This window comes from Amycolatopsis silviterrae (assembly GCF_042684085.1).
In the GTDB taxonomy this organism is placed as follows: domain Bacteria; phylum Actinomycetota; class Actinomycetes; order Mycobacteriales; family Pseudonocardiaceae; genus Amycolatopsis; species Amycolatopsis silviterrae.
Map to the genome: position 1 here is coordinate 105,499 of NZ_JBHUKS010000014.1, position 15,684 is coordinate 121,182.

13 protein-coding genes are annotated in these 15,684 nt (G+C 70.3%); all 13 read left to right on the forward strand.

Annotation, left to right across the window (positions count from 1 at the left end; all coding sequences use genetic code 11):
• The first annotated feature begins 25 nt into the window (after positions 1-25).
• Positions 26-805 carry a 3-oxoadipate enol-lactonase gene (pcaD, locus tag ACFSVL_RS19565; RefSeq protein WP_378306108.1) on the forward strand — a complete coding sequence of 260 codons (780 nt, stop codon included), beginning with the start codon at positions 26-28 and terminating at the stop codon, positions 803-805.
• On the forward strand, positions 802-1,203 hold the full coding sequence (gene pcaC / locus ACFSVL_RS19570; protein ID WP_378306110.1) for a 4-carboxymuconolactone decarboxylase: 402 nt from the start codon (positions 802-804) through the stop codon (positions 1,201-1,203). The genes pcaD and pcaC overlap by 4 nt, the downstream gene beginning before the upstream one ends.
• Before the next feature lie 10 nt (positions 1,204-1,213).
• A complete protein-coding gene (locus ACFSVL_RS19575) occupies positions 1,214-2,020 on the forward strand; it encodes an IclR family transcriptional regulator domain-containing protein (RefSeq protein WP_378306112.1) in 807 nt (268 codons plus the stop codon).
• Positions 2,021-2,029: 9 nt separating this feature from the next.
• Positions 2,030-2,620: a nucleotidyltransferase family protein gene (locus ACFSVL_RS19580; protein ID WP_378306114.1), complete on the forward strand. Its 591-nt coding sequence runs from the start codon at positions 2,030-2,032 to the stop codon at positions 2,618-2,620.
• 84 nt (positions 2,621-2,704) lie between these two features.
• A complete protein-coding gene (locus ACFSVL_RS19585) occupies positions 2,705-3,583 on the forward strand; it encodes an AAA family ATPase (RefSeq protein WP_378306116.1) in 879 nt (292 codons plus the stop codon).
• A 1,231-nt stretch (positions 3,584-4,814) separates the two neighbouring features.
• Positions 4,815-5,930 (forward strand): vWA domain-containing protein, encoded by a 1,116-nt coding sequence (locus ACFSVL_RS19590; RefSeq protein ID WP_378306118.1) that lies wholly within the window; start codon positions 4,815-4,817, stop codon positions 5,928-5,930.
• Positions 5,923-7,035, forward strand: coding sequence for an XdhC family protein (locus ACFSVL_RS19595; protein WP_378306120.1), 1,113 nt, complete (start codon positions 5,923-5,925; stop codon positions 7,033-7,035). The genes ACFSVL_RS19590 and ACFSVL_RS19595 overlap by 8 nt, the downstream gene beginning before the upstream one ends.
• Positions 7,036-8,059: 1,024 nt before the next feature.
• Entirely contained in the window at positions 8,060-8,584 is a 525-nt protein-coding gene (locus ACFSVL_RS19600; RefSeq protein ID WP_378306122.1) for a (2Fe-2S)-binding protein, read from the forward strand.
• The gene (locus ACFSVL_RS19605) at positions 8,584-11,022 is read left to right on the forward strand and encodes a xanthine dehydrogenase family protein molybdopterin-binding subunit (protein ID WP_378306124.1); all 2,439 of its coding nucleotides are present in this window, start codon (positions 8,584-8,586) and stop codon (positions 11,020-11,022) included. Before ACFSVL_RS19600 ends, ACFSVL_RS19605 begins: the two co-directional genes overlap by 1 nt.
• Positions 11,019-11,873, forward strand: a complete 855-nt coding sequence (locus ACFSVL_RS19610; RefSeq protein WP_378306126.1) for an FAD binding domain-containing protein — start codon at positions 11,019-11,021, stop codon at positions 11,871-11,873. Before ACFSVL_RS19605 ends, ACFSVL_RS19610 begins: the two co-directional genes overlap by 4 nt.
• A 133-nt stretch (positions 11,874-12,006) precedes the next feature.
• A complete protein-coding gene (locus ACFSVL_RS19615) occupies positions 12,007-12,702 on the forward strand; it encodes an SRPBCC family protein (protein ID WP_378306127.1) in 696 nt (231 codons plus the stop codon).
• 208 nt (positions 12,703-12,910) lie between these two features.
• Positions 12,911-14,125, forward strand: coding sequence for a GGDEF domain-containing protein (locus tag ACFSVL_RS19620; RefSeq protein ID WP_378306497.1), 1,215 nt, complete (start codon positions 12,911-12,913; stop codon positions 14,123-14,125).
• A 38-nt stretch (positions 14,126-14,163) separates the two neighbouring features.
• Positions 14,164-15,219, forward strand: coding sequence for an NAD(P)-binding domain-containing protein (locus ACFSVL_RS19625; protein ID WP_378306129.1), 1,056 nt, complete (start codon positions 14,164-14,166; stop codon positions 15,217-15,219).
• Positions 15,220-15,684: the final 465 nt, after the last annotated feature.

Genomic DNA, 15,684 nt, shown 5'->3' on the forward strand with positions numbered 1-15,684 from the left:
CCGTGTCCATTGTGGAGGTTCAAGCGTGAGCAGTGTCCGGGTGCACCGGGTCGTGGAAGGCCCGGAAGCGGGTCCGGTGGTGGTGTTCTCCAGTTCGATCGGCAGCGACCACCGGATGTGGGAGCCGCAGGTCGCGCCGTTGACCGAACGCGGATTCCGCGTGGTCCGGTACGACACGCGCGGGCACGGGGCGTCGCCGGTGCCGCCGGGTCCGTACGACCTGGCCGATCTGGGCGGCGACGTGCTGGGGCTGCTCGACGACCTCGGTGCCGAGCGCGCGCATTTCGTCGGCTTGTCGCTCGGCGGGATGACCGGGATGTGGCTCGGCGCGCACGCTGCGGACCGGTTGGCGAGCCTTACGTTGTGCTGCACGTCGGCGCTGCTAGGTCCGCCCGAGATGTGGGCTGACCGGGCGCGCACCGTGCGGGCCGAGGGCACCGGGGCCGTCGCGGAAGCCAGTGTCGGCCGCTGGGTCACGCCGGGTTACGCGCAGGCGCATCCGGACCAGGTCGCGTACCTGCGCGAGATGGTCGAGTCCCAGCCAGACGAGGGCTACGCCGGATGCTGCGAGGTCATCGAGCGGATGGACCTCACCGGAGACCTGCCGAAGATCTCCGTCCCGACGCTGGTGATCGCCGGTGCCGACGACCCGTCGACGCCCGCCGACCCGCACGGTCAGGCCATCGCCGACGGCATCCCCGGCTCCCGGCTTGAGGTCGTCGCCTCCGCGGCGCACTTGGGCAGCTACGAACAGCCGGAGGAATTCACCCGGCTGATCCTCGAGCGGATCACGGAGGAGCAGTGACCGAAGACCGCTACGAGGCGGGCATGCGGGTGCGCCGCGAGGTGCTGGGCGACGAGCATGTCGACCGGGCGGTCGCGCGGACCACGGAGTTCAGCAAGCCGTTCCAGGAGTACATCACCGAAGCGGCGTGGGGTTCGGTGTGGACGCGCGAAGGCCTCGACCGGCGGACCCGCAGCTGCATCACGCTGGCCGCGCTCACCGCGCTGCACTGTCACGACGAGCTGGCGATGCACGTCCGCGCGGCGGTGCGCAACGGGCTCACCGCGGAGGAGATCCGCGAGGTCCTGCTGCACACCGGCGTCTACGCGGGGGTGCCGTCGGCGAACGCCGCGATCGGGATCGCCCAGCGCGTCCTCGCCGAGCTGGGAGAACCCACCGCTCAGCCGCCGGCCGGATAGGGTTCACCGCATGGAATCCGACGACCAGGCCGAACGCGGCGCGCACCACGTGCAGTCGCTGGAGCGCGGGCTGGCGGTGATCAAGGCGTTCAGCGCCGAGGCCCCGCATCCGACGCTGAGCGACGTCGCCCGCGTCACCGGGCTGACCCGCGCGGCCGCACGCCGGTTCCTGCTGACGCTCGTCGACCTCGGCTACGTCCGCACCGACGGCAAGTACTTCTCGCTCACCGCGCGCGTGCTGGAACTCGGCTACGCCTACCTGTCCAGCCTGAGCCTGGCCGAGGTCGCGCAGCCGCACCTGGAACGGCTGTCGGCGGAGGTGCACGAGTCGAGTTCGGTGTCGGTGCTGGAGATCGCCGACATCGTGTACGTCGCGCGCGTCGCGGTGTCGCGGATCATGACGGTGAGCATCAACGTCGGCACGCGGTTCCCCGCCCATGCCACGTCGATGGGGCACGTGCTGCTCGCCGACATGGACCGGACCGAACTCAACGCCTACTTCATCGTCGCCGACCTCGACCGGCTGACCTCGCACACGCTCACCCAGCGCACCGCCCTCGAGGCCGAGCTGGCCAAGGTCCGGGAGCAGGGCTGGGCGATGGTCGACCAGGAACTCGAAGAAGGCCTCCGCTCCGTCGCCGCGCCGATCCGCAACCAGAAGGGCCGCGCGGTCGCCGCGGTGAACATCTCCACGCACGCGAACCGGACGCCGGTGGAGACCGTCCGTACTCAGCTCGTCCCGCCGTTGCTCGAGACCGCGGCCGCTATCTCGGCGGATCTCGCCGTGGTCGCGCCGGGGCGAGCGATCAAGGGCTGAGAGGTGCCGATGCCGGAGCCGGTTGCCGGTCTGCTGCTCGCCGCCGGGGCGGGGCGGCGGTTCGGCGGGCCCAAAGCGCTGGTCGAATACGACGGGGAGCCGCTGGTCCGGCGAGCCGTCCGGAACTTGGCCGAGGCTGGTTGCGCGTCGGTGCGGGTGGTGGTCGGCGCGTCGGCTGAGCAGGTCCGGGAGCTGCTGCCGCCGGAGGTGACGCCGGTGCCTGCCGTGCGGTGGCAGGACGGGATGGGGGAGTCGCTCAAAGCCGGGCTGGAGTCGCTGCCCGGGGACTCGGCGGTCGCGGTGCTCGTGCACCTTGTGGATCTGCCCTGGGTGCCTGCCGCGGCGCTCGCGCGGATCGTCGGGGAGGCGTCCGAGGACGCGGTTGTCCGGGCTGCCTACCAGGGTGTTCCTGGGCATCCGGTGCTGTTCGGGCGGCGGTGGTGGGGCGAAATCGCGGCTACGGCGCAGGGCGACCACGGGGCGCGGGATTGGCTGCGCGGGCGGACTGACGTGCGTCTCGTCGAGTGCGGCGACCTCGGCAGCGGCAGCGACGTCGATCGGCCCGGGGACTTGGCTGGGCCTGGCGCGGAGCGGCGATGAGCCACGGGCTCGGTAGCCGGGCGGATCCAAGGTGGACTGGCGGCGGACAGCGAACCAGGCGGTAGCGGTTCTACGATCGAAGGCGTGACAGAGTCCCTCGCCTCGCCCGACGCGCTCGCGGCCGCCCTCGACACCACCGGTTACCTCGCCGACGAGGGGCTGGCCACCGCGGGATTTCTCGCGACGAAGATGCAGCGTCCGCTCTTCTGCGAGGGCGAGCCGGGCACCGGAAAGACCTCGCTGGCGCTCGCGTTGTCCGAGGCGCTGCAGTGGCCGTTGGTGCGGCTCCAGTGCCACGAGGGCATCGACGCCGCGCAGGCGCTCTACGAATGGGATTTCCCCCGGCAGCTGCTGCACCTGCGCGCCCTCGAAGCGGCCGACGGCGGACGGCTTGACGCGGAAACTGCCGAGCGCTCGTTGTACACCGAGCGGTTCTTGCTCGCCCGCCCGCTGCTGCAGGCGCTCACGACGACACCGTGCGTGCTGCTCGTCGACGAGATCGACCGTGCGGACGACGAGTTCGAGGCGTTTCTCTTGCAGTTGCTGGACGAATACACCGTCACGATTCCGGAGTACGGCGAGGTGCGCGCGGAGCAGCCGCCGCTGGTCGTGCTGACGTCCAACCGCACCCGCGAGGTGCACGACGCGCTCAAGCGGCGGTGTCTCTACCACTGGCTCGAACATCCCGATCTCGCGCGCGAAATCAGCATTCTGCGCCGTCGGCTGCCCGGCATCGGCGAGACGCTCGCCCGCCAGATCGCCGACGCGGTGCACCGGCTGCGCGCGATGGACCTTCTCAAACCGCCGGGCGTCGCCGAATCCCTTGACTGGGCACGGGCTTTGCTCGCGCTCCAGCGCGACGAGCTGGACGCCGAGACGGCCGCGCGGACCCTTGGCGCGGTGCTGAAATACAGCGAGGATCTCGATCGCGTCCGGGCGAAGCTGGACACGTTGTTCTCGTGATTATTTGTCCATTGTGGACGGTTGGATAAATCCGTTGCGGCGGTGCGCGGGATCGGGCATGCTTGAAGCATCACTGGAAGACCTCATTGGCTTTGTGACTGTGCCGGAAGGAGGGCTCATGACCGACTTCGCCCGGGCTGCCCTCCTGGTGCTCCGCTGAGTTCCGTTCTTTTCTGAAGGTTCCGCGCGCCCGTCCTGCGCTACCGGGGTTGGCCGCTGCGCGCAACCACGGTCCGCGCACGCCGTCCCGGAGGCGGGATGGCGTGCGCGGCCGCCCTTCGCCGATGCCGTGGTTGGCGCGAGGCGGGGCCTTCGGGAGTCCTTCGGGAATCCTTCAGGAGTGCGGTGCGGCGGGATGCTTGGCTGGCTGCGGTGGGATGCCTTGGCGGCGGTCGCGGCGGGATGCCTTGAGAGCGGCTGCCCTGCCCTGAGCGCGCTGCGATGGGATGTCCTGCGGTGGGACGGAACGTCTCGCCCTGCGCTGTGCTGCGGTGGGATGCCCTGCGGTGCCGTGGGATGCGCTGCGACGGGATGCCTTGCGGTGGGACGGAACGTCCTGCGCTGCCCTGCCCCGCGCGGCGGATGCCCTGCGGTGCGGTGCCGTGGGATGCTCTCTGCGCGGCGGTGGGATGCCCTGCCCTGCGGTGCGCTGCGATGGGATGCGCTGCGACGGGGTGTCTTGCGATGGGCTGTCCCAGCGGCGGTCGCGATGGAATGTCCTGGTGGCGGCCCGCGTGGGATGTTCCGGATGCGGCTGCGGCGCGGTGCCGTGGAGACGGTTGCGCGAGATTGGCTCCTGTCCGATAGGGCTGCGAGGTCTCGTGGAGGCGGTTGCGCGGGATTGGCTGCTGTCCGATCAGGCTGAGAGTTTGTGCGCGCGAGGCCTGATGGGGCAGCGAGCTTGAACCCTCGAGGCGGAATCGCGGAACAGCGGAACATCCGCGGGGCCAGTGTGGTTCACACTGGAATGGCGGTGCGGAGGAACACTGGCGAGCTGGAGCAGCTCAAGCCGGAACCTTCGCGTGCCAAAGAGTCCCAAGGACCCGCCGGGATCGTCGCGAGCGGCTCGCAACCCGCGACCAGGCAACGGAAACGCGAGGACGCCGAGCACCAGGCGCGAGGACGCCGAGCGTCAGGCGGTCGTCGGGTCCGGAGTGCGTGCGCGCGGCCGGAGCGAGGGCAGGTCGGCAGTCGCGGTGCGGGTTCCCGAGGTGGGGTCACAATGGGGGACATGAACACCGAAGTCGCTGATCCGCTCGCTGGGTACGCGGGGTTCGCGGCGGCGTTGCGGGAAGCGGGCGTCGCGTGTGATGCGCGGCGGGTGCAGGCGTATCTGGCGGCTGTCGCGGAGGTTGATGTCGCCCGGCCGACGCAGCTTTACTGGGTCGGGAGGCTGACGCTCTGCTCCGACCCCGATGACCTGCCTCGGTACGAGGAAGCCTTCGCGCGGTGGTTCGAAGGGGATGACAGTCCTAGGGCGGCGTCGGGGACTCCAGTGCGGAAGCAGGCCCGGATTGCTCCCCTGATGGCTGCGGGCGGCGACGGGGACAGTGCGGAGGAATCGCACGACACGCTGCGCGTCGCGGCTAGTGACCATGAGGTTCTCCGGCATCGGGACCTTGCCGAACTCACCAAGGCCGAGCGCGCGCATCTGCGTGAGTTGCTCGCGACGCTGCGTCCGGTGCTGCCCAAGCGGCAGGCGGCGCGGCGGACGCCGGCGCGGCGGGGTGCGCTCGATCCGGCTCGGACGTTGCGGGCCATGCTCGCGGCCGGCGGCGAGCCGGTTCGGCTGGCGCATCACCGGCGGGGGACGCGGGCTCGGAAAGTGGTGCTGCTGATCGACGTTTCCGGCTCGATGAGCCCGTACGCCGACGCGTTGCTGCGGTTCGCGCACGTCGTCGCGCGGGCGGCGCCGATGTCGGTCGAAGTGTTTACGCTGGGTACTCGAATGACTCGGGTGTCCCGGCAATTGCGGCAGCGCGATCCGGAGCAGGCCATGCTCGCCGCCGGTACCGCGGTGCCGGATTTCGCTGGTGGGACGCGGCTTGGCGAGACGCTCCGGGTGTTTCTCGACCGATGGGGGCAACGCGGTTTCGCGCGACGCGCGGTAGTCACCGTGTTCTCCGACGGATGGGAGCGCGGCGACGTCAGCCTGCTCGCCGAGCAGCTCGGCAGGCTGCGCCGTCTCGCGCACGCCGTATTCTGGGTGAATCCGCACGCAGGGCACGAGGGTTATGCTCCGGTCCAATCCGGCATCGTGGCCGCCCTGCCGCACATCGACCGGCTGCTGGCCGGGCACAGCCTGGCGACGTTGGAACGACTCCTCGGGGAGATTGCCGATGCGTGACGTACTGGACGACGTGTACCGCCGCTGGCAGGCGGGCGAAACGGTCGGGCTCGGCACGGTGGTGGCGACGTTCTCGTCGGCCCCGCGGGCGCCGGGCGCGTCGATGATGGTCGCGCCGGACGGGACGGTCGTCGGCAGCGTGTCCGGCGGCTGCGTCGAGGGCGCGGTGTACGAGCTGGCCAACGAGGTCGTCGCCGAGCGGAAGCCGGTGTTGCAGCGTTACGGCGTCAGCGACGACGACGCCTTCGCGGTCGGGCTGACCTGCGGCGGGATCATCGACATCTACGTCGAGCCGGTGGACCGCGAATCGATGCCGGAGCTGGAGCGCGTCGTCGAATCGGTGCGCAGCGGAGAGCCGGTCGCGGTCGTCACGATCGTGGAGCACGAGACGCCCGGGCTGGTCGGCGAGCACATGATTGTGTGGCCGGACCGGGTCGAGGGGTCCCTTGGCTCGTCCCGGATGGACGACGCGGTCGCCGACGACGCGCGCGGGCTCCTCGCCACCGGGCGCACCGGCACCCTCCACTACGGACCGGACGGGCAGCGTCGGGGCGAAGGCATGGCTGTCTTCGTGAACTCCTTCGAACCGCCGCCGCGACTTCTCGTGTTCGGCGCCATTGACTTCGCTGCCGCGATGGCCCGGATGGGTGCTTATCTCGGGTATCAGGTGACGGTCTGCGACGCACGTCCGGTGTTCGCGACCAGCAGCCGGTTCCCGGACGCGCACGACGTGGTCGTCGACTGGCCGCACCGCTACCTGAAGGCCGAGTCCGAGGCGGGCCGGATCGACGCGCGGACGGCGATCGCGGTCCTGACCCACGATCCGAAGTTCGACGTGCCGTTGCTGGAGGTCGCGCTGCGGCTCGACGTCGGGTACGTCGGGGCGATGGGGTCGCGCAAGACGCACGACGACCGGTTCGCCCGGCTCCGCGAGGCGGGCATCACCGAGGGGGAGCTGGAACGCCTGTCGTCGCCGATCGGCCTCGACCTCGGCGCGCGCACACCGGAGGAGACGGCGGTGTCGATCGCGGCGGAAATCATCGCCCTGCGCTGGAGCGGCACCGGGCGGCGGCTGGCGGCGCTGACCGGGCGGATTCACAGCTGACCGGGGGCGGCAGTTAGGTGCCGCGCGACTTGGCGGGGCTAGACCTGGACTTGGGCTGGCCGGGGCGCGGGTGGAGGCAATACACCGGAGCGGTGTCGGCCAGGGTTCGGCGGTTGGCGTCGTTGGGCTGGTCGGGAGGGACGCGGGCGGAGGCGATCCGGCGGTGCGGCGCTGCCGGGTTTCGGTGCCTGGCGGTGTTGGGTTGGCCGGGAGGGACGCGGGTGGAGGTAGTCCGCCGGAGCGGTGTCGGCCGGGTTTCGGCGCTTGGCGGTGCTGGGCTAGTCGGGCGGGACGCGGGTGGAGGTCATCCGGCGGGGTGCTTGGCCGGGCTCGGCGGTCGGCGGTGTCGGGCTGACCGGGGCGGCAGGTGAAGTGCCGCGCGGCTTGGCGGGGCGAGATCTGAACCTGGGAGGGACGCGGGCGGAAGCGATCCGGCGGAGCGGTTCTTGAGGCGGGATCCGGCCGATAGACGGCGTTGCGCTGGCGGGAACCAGCGGGAAGCGACTCGGCGGGGCGCTGGCCAGACTGGGATCCGGACGGCAGCGGTGTTGACCGGGCGCACGCGCGGCTGACAATCCGGCGGACATCGCGCGGAGGGGATTCGGCGGCTGGCCCGACGTGGGATCGCGGCCGTGAGGAAACGGGGTGGGCTGCGGCTCGCTGGTCGCGTTCGGCCAGCCCGCGGCCGTGCACCCTGGCAGGTGCCGGATTCGCCGGGAAACCCCCGTCCAGCAACCGAAACCGGTGAACCCCCGACCCGAAACCCCGGCCCCTCGGGAAGATCCGCCACCAGCCATGGGCAGCCGAAAAATCACCCGTCCGGATTCACGCATCTGCGCCGCCAAAGCAACAGAAACCCCGCATCTGCGGAACAACCTCGGCGACGTGCGACATCAGGACTTGTCCGCGCGCGGAAGGCGTAGCACGCTCCCTGTGAGGCCGATCACGATCGTGCCTTGGCCGTTCCCGAACCGGCCCGCCGCCTCCGCCGGGGCTGGCGGGCATTTGCACTTGGAGGCCTTTGATGCGCATCACCGTCACTGTCGACGGCACGAAATACACCGATGACGTCGAGCCGCGCACCCTGCTCGTCCACTACTTACGGGAACGCGTCGGGAAGGTGGGCACCGTCGTCGGGTGCGACACCAGCAACTGCGGCGCGTGCACCGTCCATCTCGACGGGCACAGCGTGAAATCCTGTTCCGTCCTCGCCGTGCAGGCCGACGGATGCGAGGTCACCACCATCGAAGGGCTGGCCCGCGACGGGCAGCTGCACCCGGTCCAGCAGGCGTTCCACGACAATCACGCGCTGCAGTGCGGGTTCTGCACCCCGGGCATGATCATGCAGTCCATCGACCTGCTCGCGGACAATCCGGATCCGGACGAGCAGGCCGTCCGCGAAGGGCTTGAGGGCAATCTCTGCCGCTGCACCGGGTACCAGAACATCGTGAAGGCCGTGCGCGACGCGGCGAAGCACATGAGTCCCGGGGCGGGGCCGGAGGCCGAGAAGATCGATCAGCCCAACCACGTCGGCGTGGGTGGTGAATGATGACCGCCACGATCGAGCCTGAGGTAGGGAAGTCCCGCCGCCGCAAGGAGGACGAGCGGCTGATCACCGGGCGTACCCAGTGGACGGACAACATCGTGTTGCCGGGGATGCTGCATCTCGCGGTGCTACGGAGTCCGTTGGCGCACGCGAAGATCGTTTCGATCGACACGTCCGCGGCGAAGGAAGCTGCTGGTGTCGTAGCCGTTTACACTGCGGCTGACCTTGATCCCGAGGGTGCGATCGGCATGCCTTGTGCGTGGCCGATCACGCCGGACATGGCTGCGCCGCGGCGTCCGGTGCTGGCGGCGGATCGGGTGAATTTCGCCGGTGAGGGCGTGGCTGTGGTGGTCGCGCGGTCGGCGGGCGAGGCGCATGACGCGCTTGAGGCGATCGAGGTCGAGTACGAAGACCTGCCGCCGGTGCTCGACCTGGAGGTCGCGCTCGCCGAGGACGCGCCGCTCGTCCACGAGGAACTGGGCAGCAACAAGAACGCGTTCTGGGTGTTCGACTCGGCCGACGCGGGCACCGGCGGGAATGTCGAGGAAGCACTGTCCTCTTCGGAGGTCGTGCTGAAACGACGGTTCCGCCAGCAGCGCCTGGTGCCGGCGTTCATGGAGCCGCGCGCGTGCGTGGTCGACCCGACCGGCGCGCAGCTGACCATGTGGTCGGCCACCCAGGTGCCGCACATCCTGCGCGTGATGTCCGCGCTGACGCTGGGCATCCCGGAGCACAAGCTGCGCGTGATCGCGCCGGACGTCGGCGGCGGGTTCGGCGGGAAGATCGGCGTGCTGCCCGAGGAAATGATGTCCGTGCTCGTCGCGAACAAGCTCGGCAAACCGGTGAAGTGGAACGAATCCCGGTCCGAGACCATGCTCGCCGCGCACCACGGCCGCGACCAGATCCAGGACATCACGATCTCGGCGAAGGCCGACGGCACGGTCACCGGGCTCAAGGTCGAACTGCTCGCCAACCTCGGTGCGTACAACGGGCTCGTCGGGCCGGGCGTGCCGATCCTCGGCGCGTTCATGTTCAACGCGATCTACAAGATCCCGGCCTACCACTTCGCCTGCACCAACGTGTTCACCACGACCACGCTCACCGACGCCTACCGCGGCGCGGGCCGTCCGGAAGCGACGTTCGCGATCGAGCGGATCATGGACGAACTGGCCGACGAGCTGGGCATGGACCCGGTGGAGCTGCGCGAAAAGAACTGGATCAAGCACGAGGAATTCCCGTTCACCACGGTCTGCGGGCTCACCTACGACTCCGGGAACTACGAGGCCGCGACCGAGAAGGCGAAGGAGCTTTTCGGTTACGACGCGCTGCGCCGCGAGCAGAAGGAACGCCGCGAGGCGAACGACCCGGTGCAGCTCGGCATCGGGATTTCGACCTTCACCGAGATGTGCGGGCTCGCGCCGTCGAGGGTGCTGGGTTCGCTCGATTACGGCGCTGGCGGCTGGGAGTACGCATCGCTGCGGATGTTGCCGACCGGCAAGGTCGAGGTGACGACCGGGGCCTCGGCGCACGGGCAGGGGCACGAGACGGCGTGGAGCCAGATCGTCGCGGACCAGCTCGGGGTGTCGTTCGAGGACGTCGAAGTGCTGCACGGCGACACCCAGTCGTCGCACAAGGGCCTCGACACCTACGGCTCGCGTTCGCTGGTCGTCGGCGGGATCGCGATCGTCAAGGCGGCCGAGAAGGTCGTCGCGAAGGCGAAGCCGATCGCCGCGCATCTGCTGGAGTGCTCGGAGGACGACCTCGAGTTCTCCGGCGGCAAGTTCACCGTGAAGGGCACGGACACGTCGACGACGATCCAGGACATCGCGCTCGCGGTGTTCGCCGCGCACAACCTGCCGGACGGCGTCGAACCCTCGCTGGACTCCGACGCCACCTTCGACCCGGAGAATTTCTCCTTCCCACACGGCACGCACCTGTGCGCGGCCGAAGTGGACACTGAAACCGGCCGGGTGAAACTGCGTTCGTACGTCTGCGTGGACGACGTCGGCAAGGTGGTCAATCCGCTGATCGTGGAAGGCCAGGTGCACGGCGGGCTCGCGCAGGGCATCGCGCAGGCGTTGTTCGAGGAGGCCGTGCACGACGAGAGCGGCACGCTCACCACCGGCACGTTCGCCGACTATCTGCTGCCCTCGGCGGCCGACCTGCCGTCGTTCACCACGGACCGCACGGAAACGCCGTCGACCACGAACCCGTTGGGGGCCAAGGGAGTCGGCGAGGCGGGCACGATCGCCTCGACGCCGGCCGTGGTCAACGCCGTGGTCGACGCGGTGCGTCACTTCGGGGTGAACGACATCGAAATGCCGCTCACGCCGATGCGGGTGTGGAACGCGGTGCGCACCGGCGCCGCCAATGCCGGCGGACCCGGCGGCGAGGCAGGCGGCGGTCTCGGTTCGATCGATGCCTCCGGAGGTGCCCAGTGATCCCGGCTCCGTTCGACTACGTCGCTCCGTCCACGGTGGACGAAGCCGTGCAGGCGCTCGCCGCGGCGGGCGAGGACGCCAAGGTGCTGGCGGGCGGGCAAAGCCTGCTGCCGGTGCTGCGGATGCGGCTCGCCGCGCCGACGACGCTGATCGACCTCGGGAAGGTCGCCGAATTGCGCGGGGTGCGCGAGGACGGCGACGCGCTCGTGGTCGGCGCGATGACGACGCATTACGAGGTACAGCGCGATCCGTTGATCGCCGAGCACGCCGCGCTGGTGAAGGAGGCGACCGACACCGTCGCGGACCCGCAGGTGCGCCACCGCGGCACGTTCGGCGGCGCGATCGCGCACGCGGATCCGGCGGGCGACCTGCTGGCTCCGGTGCTCGCGCTGGACGGCGAGCTGGTGCTGGCCGGTCCGGGCGGGCGGCGCACGGTGTCCGCGGCGGAGTTCTTCCAGGACTACTTCACCACCGCGCTCGCCCCGGACGAGCTGCTCGTCGAGGTGCGGCTGCCCAATCACACCGGCTGGCGGGCGCACTACGAGAAATTCAACCGGGTCGCGCAAGCCTGGTCGATGTGCGCGGTGGCGGCCACCGTGCGCACCGAGGGCGGCGTGATCGAGGAAGCCCGGGTCGCGCTCACGAACATGGGCGCGACGCCGGTCCGCGCGACTGCCGTCGAACAGGCTCTGCTCGGCGCGCAGGCCAACGCGGAGACGATCCGGGCGGCCGCCGCGCATGCCGCCGAAGGCACCAATCCGGTCGCGGACGGCAATTCCGACGTCGAGTACCGCCAGCATCTCGCGCGGGTGCTGACCGGGCGTGCGGTCGCGGCGGCGGTGGACGCCTGAGCTGACTGGTCGTGAAGGACTCGTTGGGGGAGTCGATTCCCCCAACGAGTCCTTCGCGGCAACGCTCCCCGCGCGACGGCCGTAAGGTGGACGGCAACGGCTCGAAGCAGTGTGCAGGAGAGGAGGTCGGCCCGTGCGGCTCGACCACGAATTCACCGTCCCCGCCCCGATCGGGGAGGTCTGGCAGGCCGTCATCGACCCGGAGCGGGTCGCCCCGTGCATGCCGGGCGCCTCGCTCACCAAGGTGGAGGGCGACACCTTCGCGGGCACGGTGAAGGTCAAGCTGGGGCCGATTTCGCTGCTGTACAAGGGAACCGGCGAGTTCCTGGAGAAGGACGAGGCGGCCCGCAAGGTCGTCATCAAGGCGTCCGGCAAGGATGCCCGCGGCGGCGGCACCGCGGCCGCGACGGTCACCCTCACGCTCACCGAACGCGACGGCGGCACGCACGGCGCGGTCGCCACCGACCTGGCGATCACCGGCCGTCCGGCGCAGTTCGGGCGCGGGCTGATCTCCGAGGTGGGCGGCAAGATCCTGGACACCTTCGCCGGGAACCTCGCGGCCTCGCTGGAGACCCCGGCCGAGGAAGCCCCCGCGCCGAAGGCTGAAGAGAAGCCCGCGGAAGCACCGGCGGCGGAGGAGAAGCCCGCCGCCGACGAGAAGCCGCATCTGCGCAGCGTGCCCGCCGGCGGTTCGACCGGCGAGTCCGAGGCGATCGACCTGCTCGACTACGCCGGGCAGTCCGTCGCGAAGCGGCTGGCCCCGGTGGCCGCGGGCGCGGTCGTGCTGCTGATCGTGCTGGCGATCGTGCGGAAGCTGCGCCGCCGCTGACCGGCCCGGACGCTGCCCGCCCGCGCTACTCAGAGCGTGCCCGGCGGGCAGTTAGCGGGCCGGTTTTCCCTCGGTTCGGCTAGCTCCGGAGCGGACCCGCTACCCTGGGCAACCTCCGTTGGCCGAATTTCGCGTGGGGGCGCCCGTGACGCAGGCACCTGTCCCCGGCGCGGCGACGGCCTGGCGCGGCTGGCCGACGCGCTGGGCGATGTGGGCGGTCGCGCGACGGCGGTGGATCGGCTACGCCGCCGGGTGCGAGGCCGTCGCGGCGATAGTCACCGTGACCGGCCTGGCGACCGGGTTCGGCGGGCCGGTGCAGTTCAGTTCGTTCGGGGTGCTCGTCGGGCTGGGCATCGCGCAGGCGGAAATGTCGCGGCGGATCGAACGCCTGCGCCGGTGGATGAGCGGTCAGACGCACATCAACGTCACGTCCGTCTGGTACCTCGCCGGCGCGTTCCTGCTTCCGCCCGCGTGGGTCGCGTTGCTGGCGCTGGTGCTGTACCTGCATCTGTGGCTGCGAGTGTGGCGACACGTGCGTACGCGCCCCGCGCATCGCTTCGCGGCGAGTACGGCGTGGGCGATGCTGTCGTGCTTCGCGGCGTCTGCGGTGTTGACCATCGGCGATCTGGACCAAGGCCGTCTCGACACTGCGTACGGCGTCCTCGCGCTCGTCTTGGCGGCCGCTGTGTTCGAGTTGGTGAACGTCGTGCTCGTGGCGACGGGCATCTTCCTGTACACGAACAGCCGCTCTCCTGCGGACCTCATCGGTACCTGGGAGGACAACGCCTTCGAGTTGTCGACGCTGTGCCTGGGCGGGCTCGCGGCGCTGGCATTCGTCCATCAGCCGGTGCTGGTGGTCTTCGTGCTGCCGCCGTTGCTGTTGCTGCACCGGTATCTCCTGCTGAAACAGCAGTTGCAGGTGGCGGTCGTGACCGACGAGAAGACCGGGCTGCTCAACACCGGCGGCTGGCACGACCTGGCGACCCGCGAATTCACCCGGGCCCGGCGGCGCGGGGCGGGCAGCGGTTTCGCCGTCCTGATGATCGATCTCGACCACTTCAAGCGCATCAACGACACGTACGGGCACCTCACCGGTGACGAGGTGCTGGCCGCGGTTGCCGTGGCGATCGAGGCTTCGGTGCGGCAAAGCGACACCGTCGGCCGGTTCGGCGGCGAGGAATTCGTGGTGCTGCTGCCCGCGACCGGCGACACGGACGTGCTCGGGATCGCCGAACGGGTGCGCATCGCGGTCCGGGAGCTGACGGTCGCGGTGGGAGGTCCGTTGCGGATCAGCGGGCTGTCGGTGTCCGTCGGGGTGGCGTGTTATCCGCAGGCGGGTGCCACGCTCGACGAGGTGCTGCGGTCCGCTGACGCCGCGCTGTACCGGGCGAAGGACGCCGGCCGCAACCGAGTGGCGGTCTGAGCCGGAAATACCGGGCGCGGGCAATTGTTGAACGTTGTATGAGCACTGCGGATCACGAGACCGACGTCGTGGTGATCGGGGCCGGGCAGGCCGGGTTGTCGGCGGCGTACCACCTGCGCCGCGCCGGGTTCGCCAACGAACGCGGGTTCGTCGTGCTCGACCACGGCAAGCGCGCGGGCGGGGCGTGGCAGTACCGGTGGCCGTCGCTGGTGGTGGGGAAGGTGCACGGCATTCACGACCTGCCGGGCATGGCGTTCGGCACTCCGGACGCGACGCGGCCGGCGAGCGACGCGGTGTCGGAGTACTTCGGGCGTTTCGAGAAGACGTATGACCTGCCGGTGCACCGTCCGGTCGACGTGACCGCGGTGCGGAGCGCGGGGGAGCGGCTGCTGGTCGAATCGCCCGCGGAGACGTGGGCGGCGCGCGCGGTGATCAGCGCGACCGGGACGTGGGACCGGCCGTTCTGGCCGCGTTATCCCGGGACTTTCGCCGGAAAGCAGCTGCACACGGCGGATTACCGCGGCGCGGAGGAGTTCCGCGGCCAGCGCGTGGTGGTCGTGGGCGGCGGGACGTCGGCGGTGCAGCTGCTGATGGAGATCGGCCCGGTCGCCCGTTCGACGGTGTGGGTGACGCGGCGTCCTCCGGTGTGGCGGGACGAGTCGTTCAACGAGGACTGGGGCCGCCAGGCGGTGGCGAAGGTGGACGAGCGGGTGCGGGCCGGGCTGCCGCCGGAGAGCGTCGTGAGCGTGACGGACCTGGCGGTGACGCCGGAGGTGCTCGCCGGGCGCGCGGCGGGGTATCTGGACCGGCGGCCGATGTTCTCCCGGCTGGTTCCCGGCGGGGTCGAGTGGGCGGACGGGAGTTTCGAGCCCGCGGACATGATCCTGTGGGCGACCGGGTTCCGGGCCTCGATCGACCATCTGGCTCCGCTGCATCTGCGGACGTCCGGCGGCGGGATCCGGATGGACGGGACGCGGGTGGTGGCGGAGCCTCGGCTGCATTTGGTCGGGTACGGGCCTTCGGCGAGCACGGTGGGGGCGAACCGGGCCGGGCGCGCTGCGGTGCAGGAGGTTCGGCGGTTGCTGCAGCGCTGAGGGTCCGTGAGGGCCACCTTCACGGACGGTCCAGGTCGAAGGGGCTGGCCGGGGCCGGTGCCGCTCGTGGCGAGCCAGCGGGAGCGGGTTTGGCCGTCCGTGAGGGGAACCCTCACGGACGCTTATTCCCTCAGGGGTCCCCTCACGGACCTTCGGATACGGTCATATGGGCATCAACCGGTCAATTTGCCGGTTCTGGTGTCCTTTGTGGATGGTCCAGCCGGCGTGCGGCCGCCCTGGTCCTGGCATTGGATTTGGGGCGGTGAGGGGAACCCTCACGGAATCAGAGTCCCTCAGGGTTCCCTTCACGGCACGTCACCGGCGCGAGCGGGACGTTCCGCTGATCGGGCGGTCTTGATCGTTTCACGTCCGTTCCGGGCTTGTCGGGAGAAACCGGGCCCGCTACTCTGCCGTTTTAGTTAGGAAACTTTCTTAACGCAAAGAAAACGCAACGAGACGCCGCAG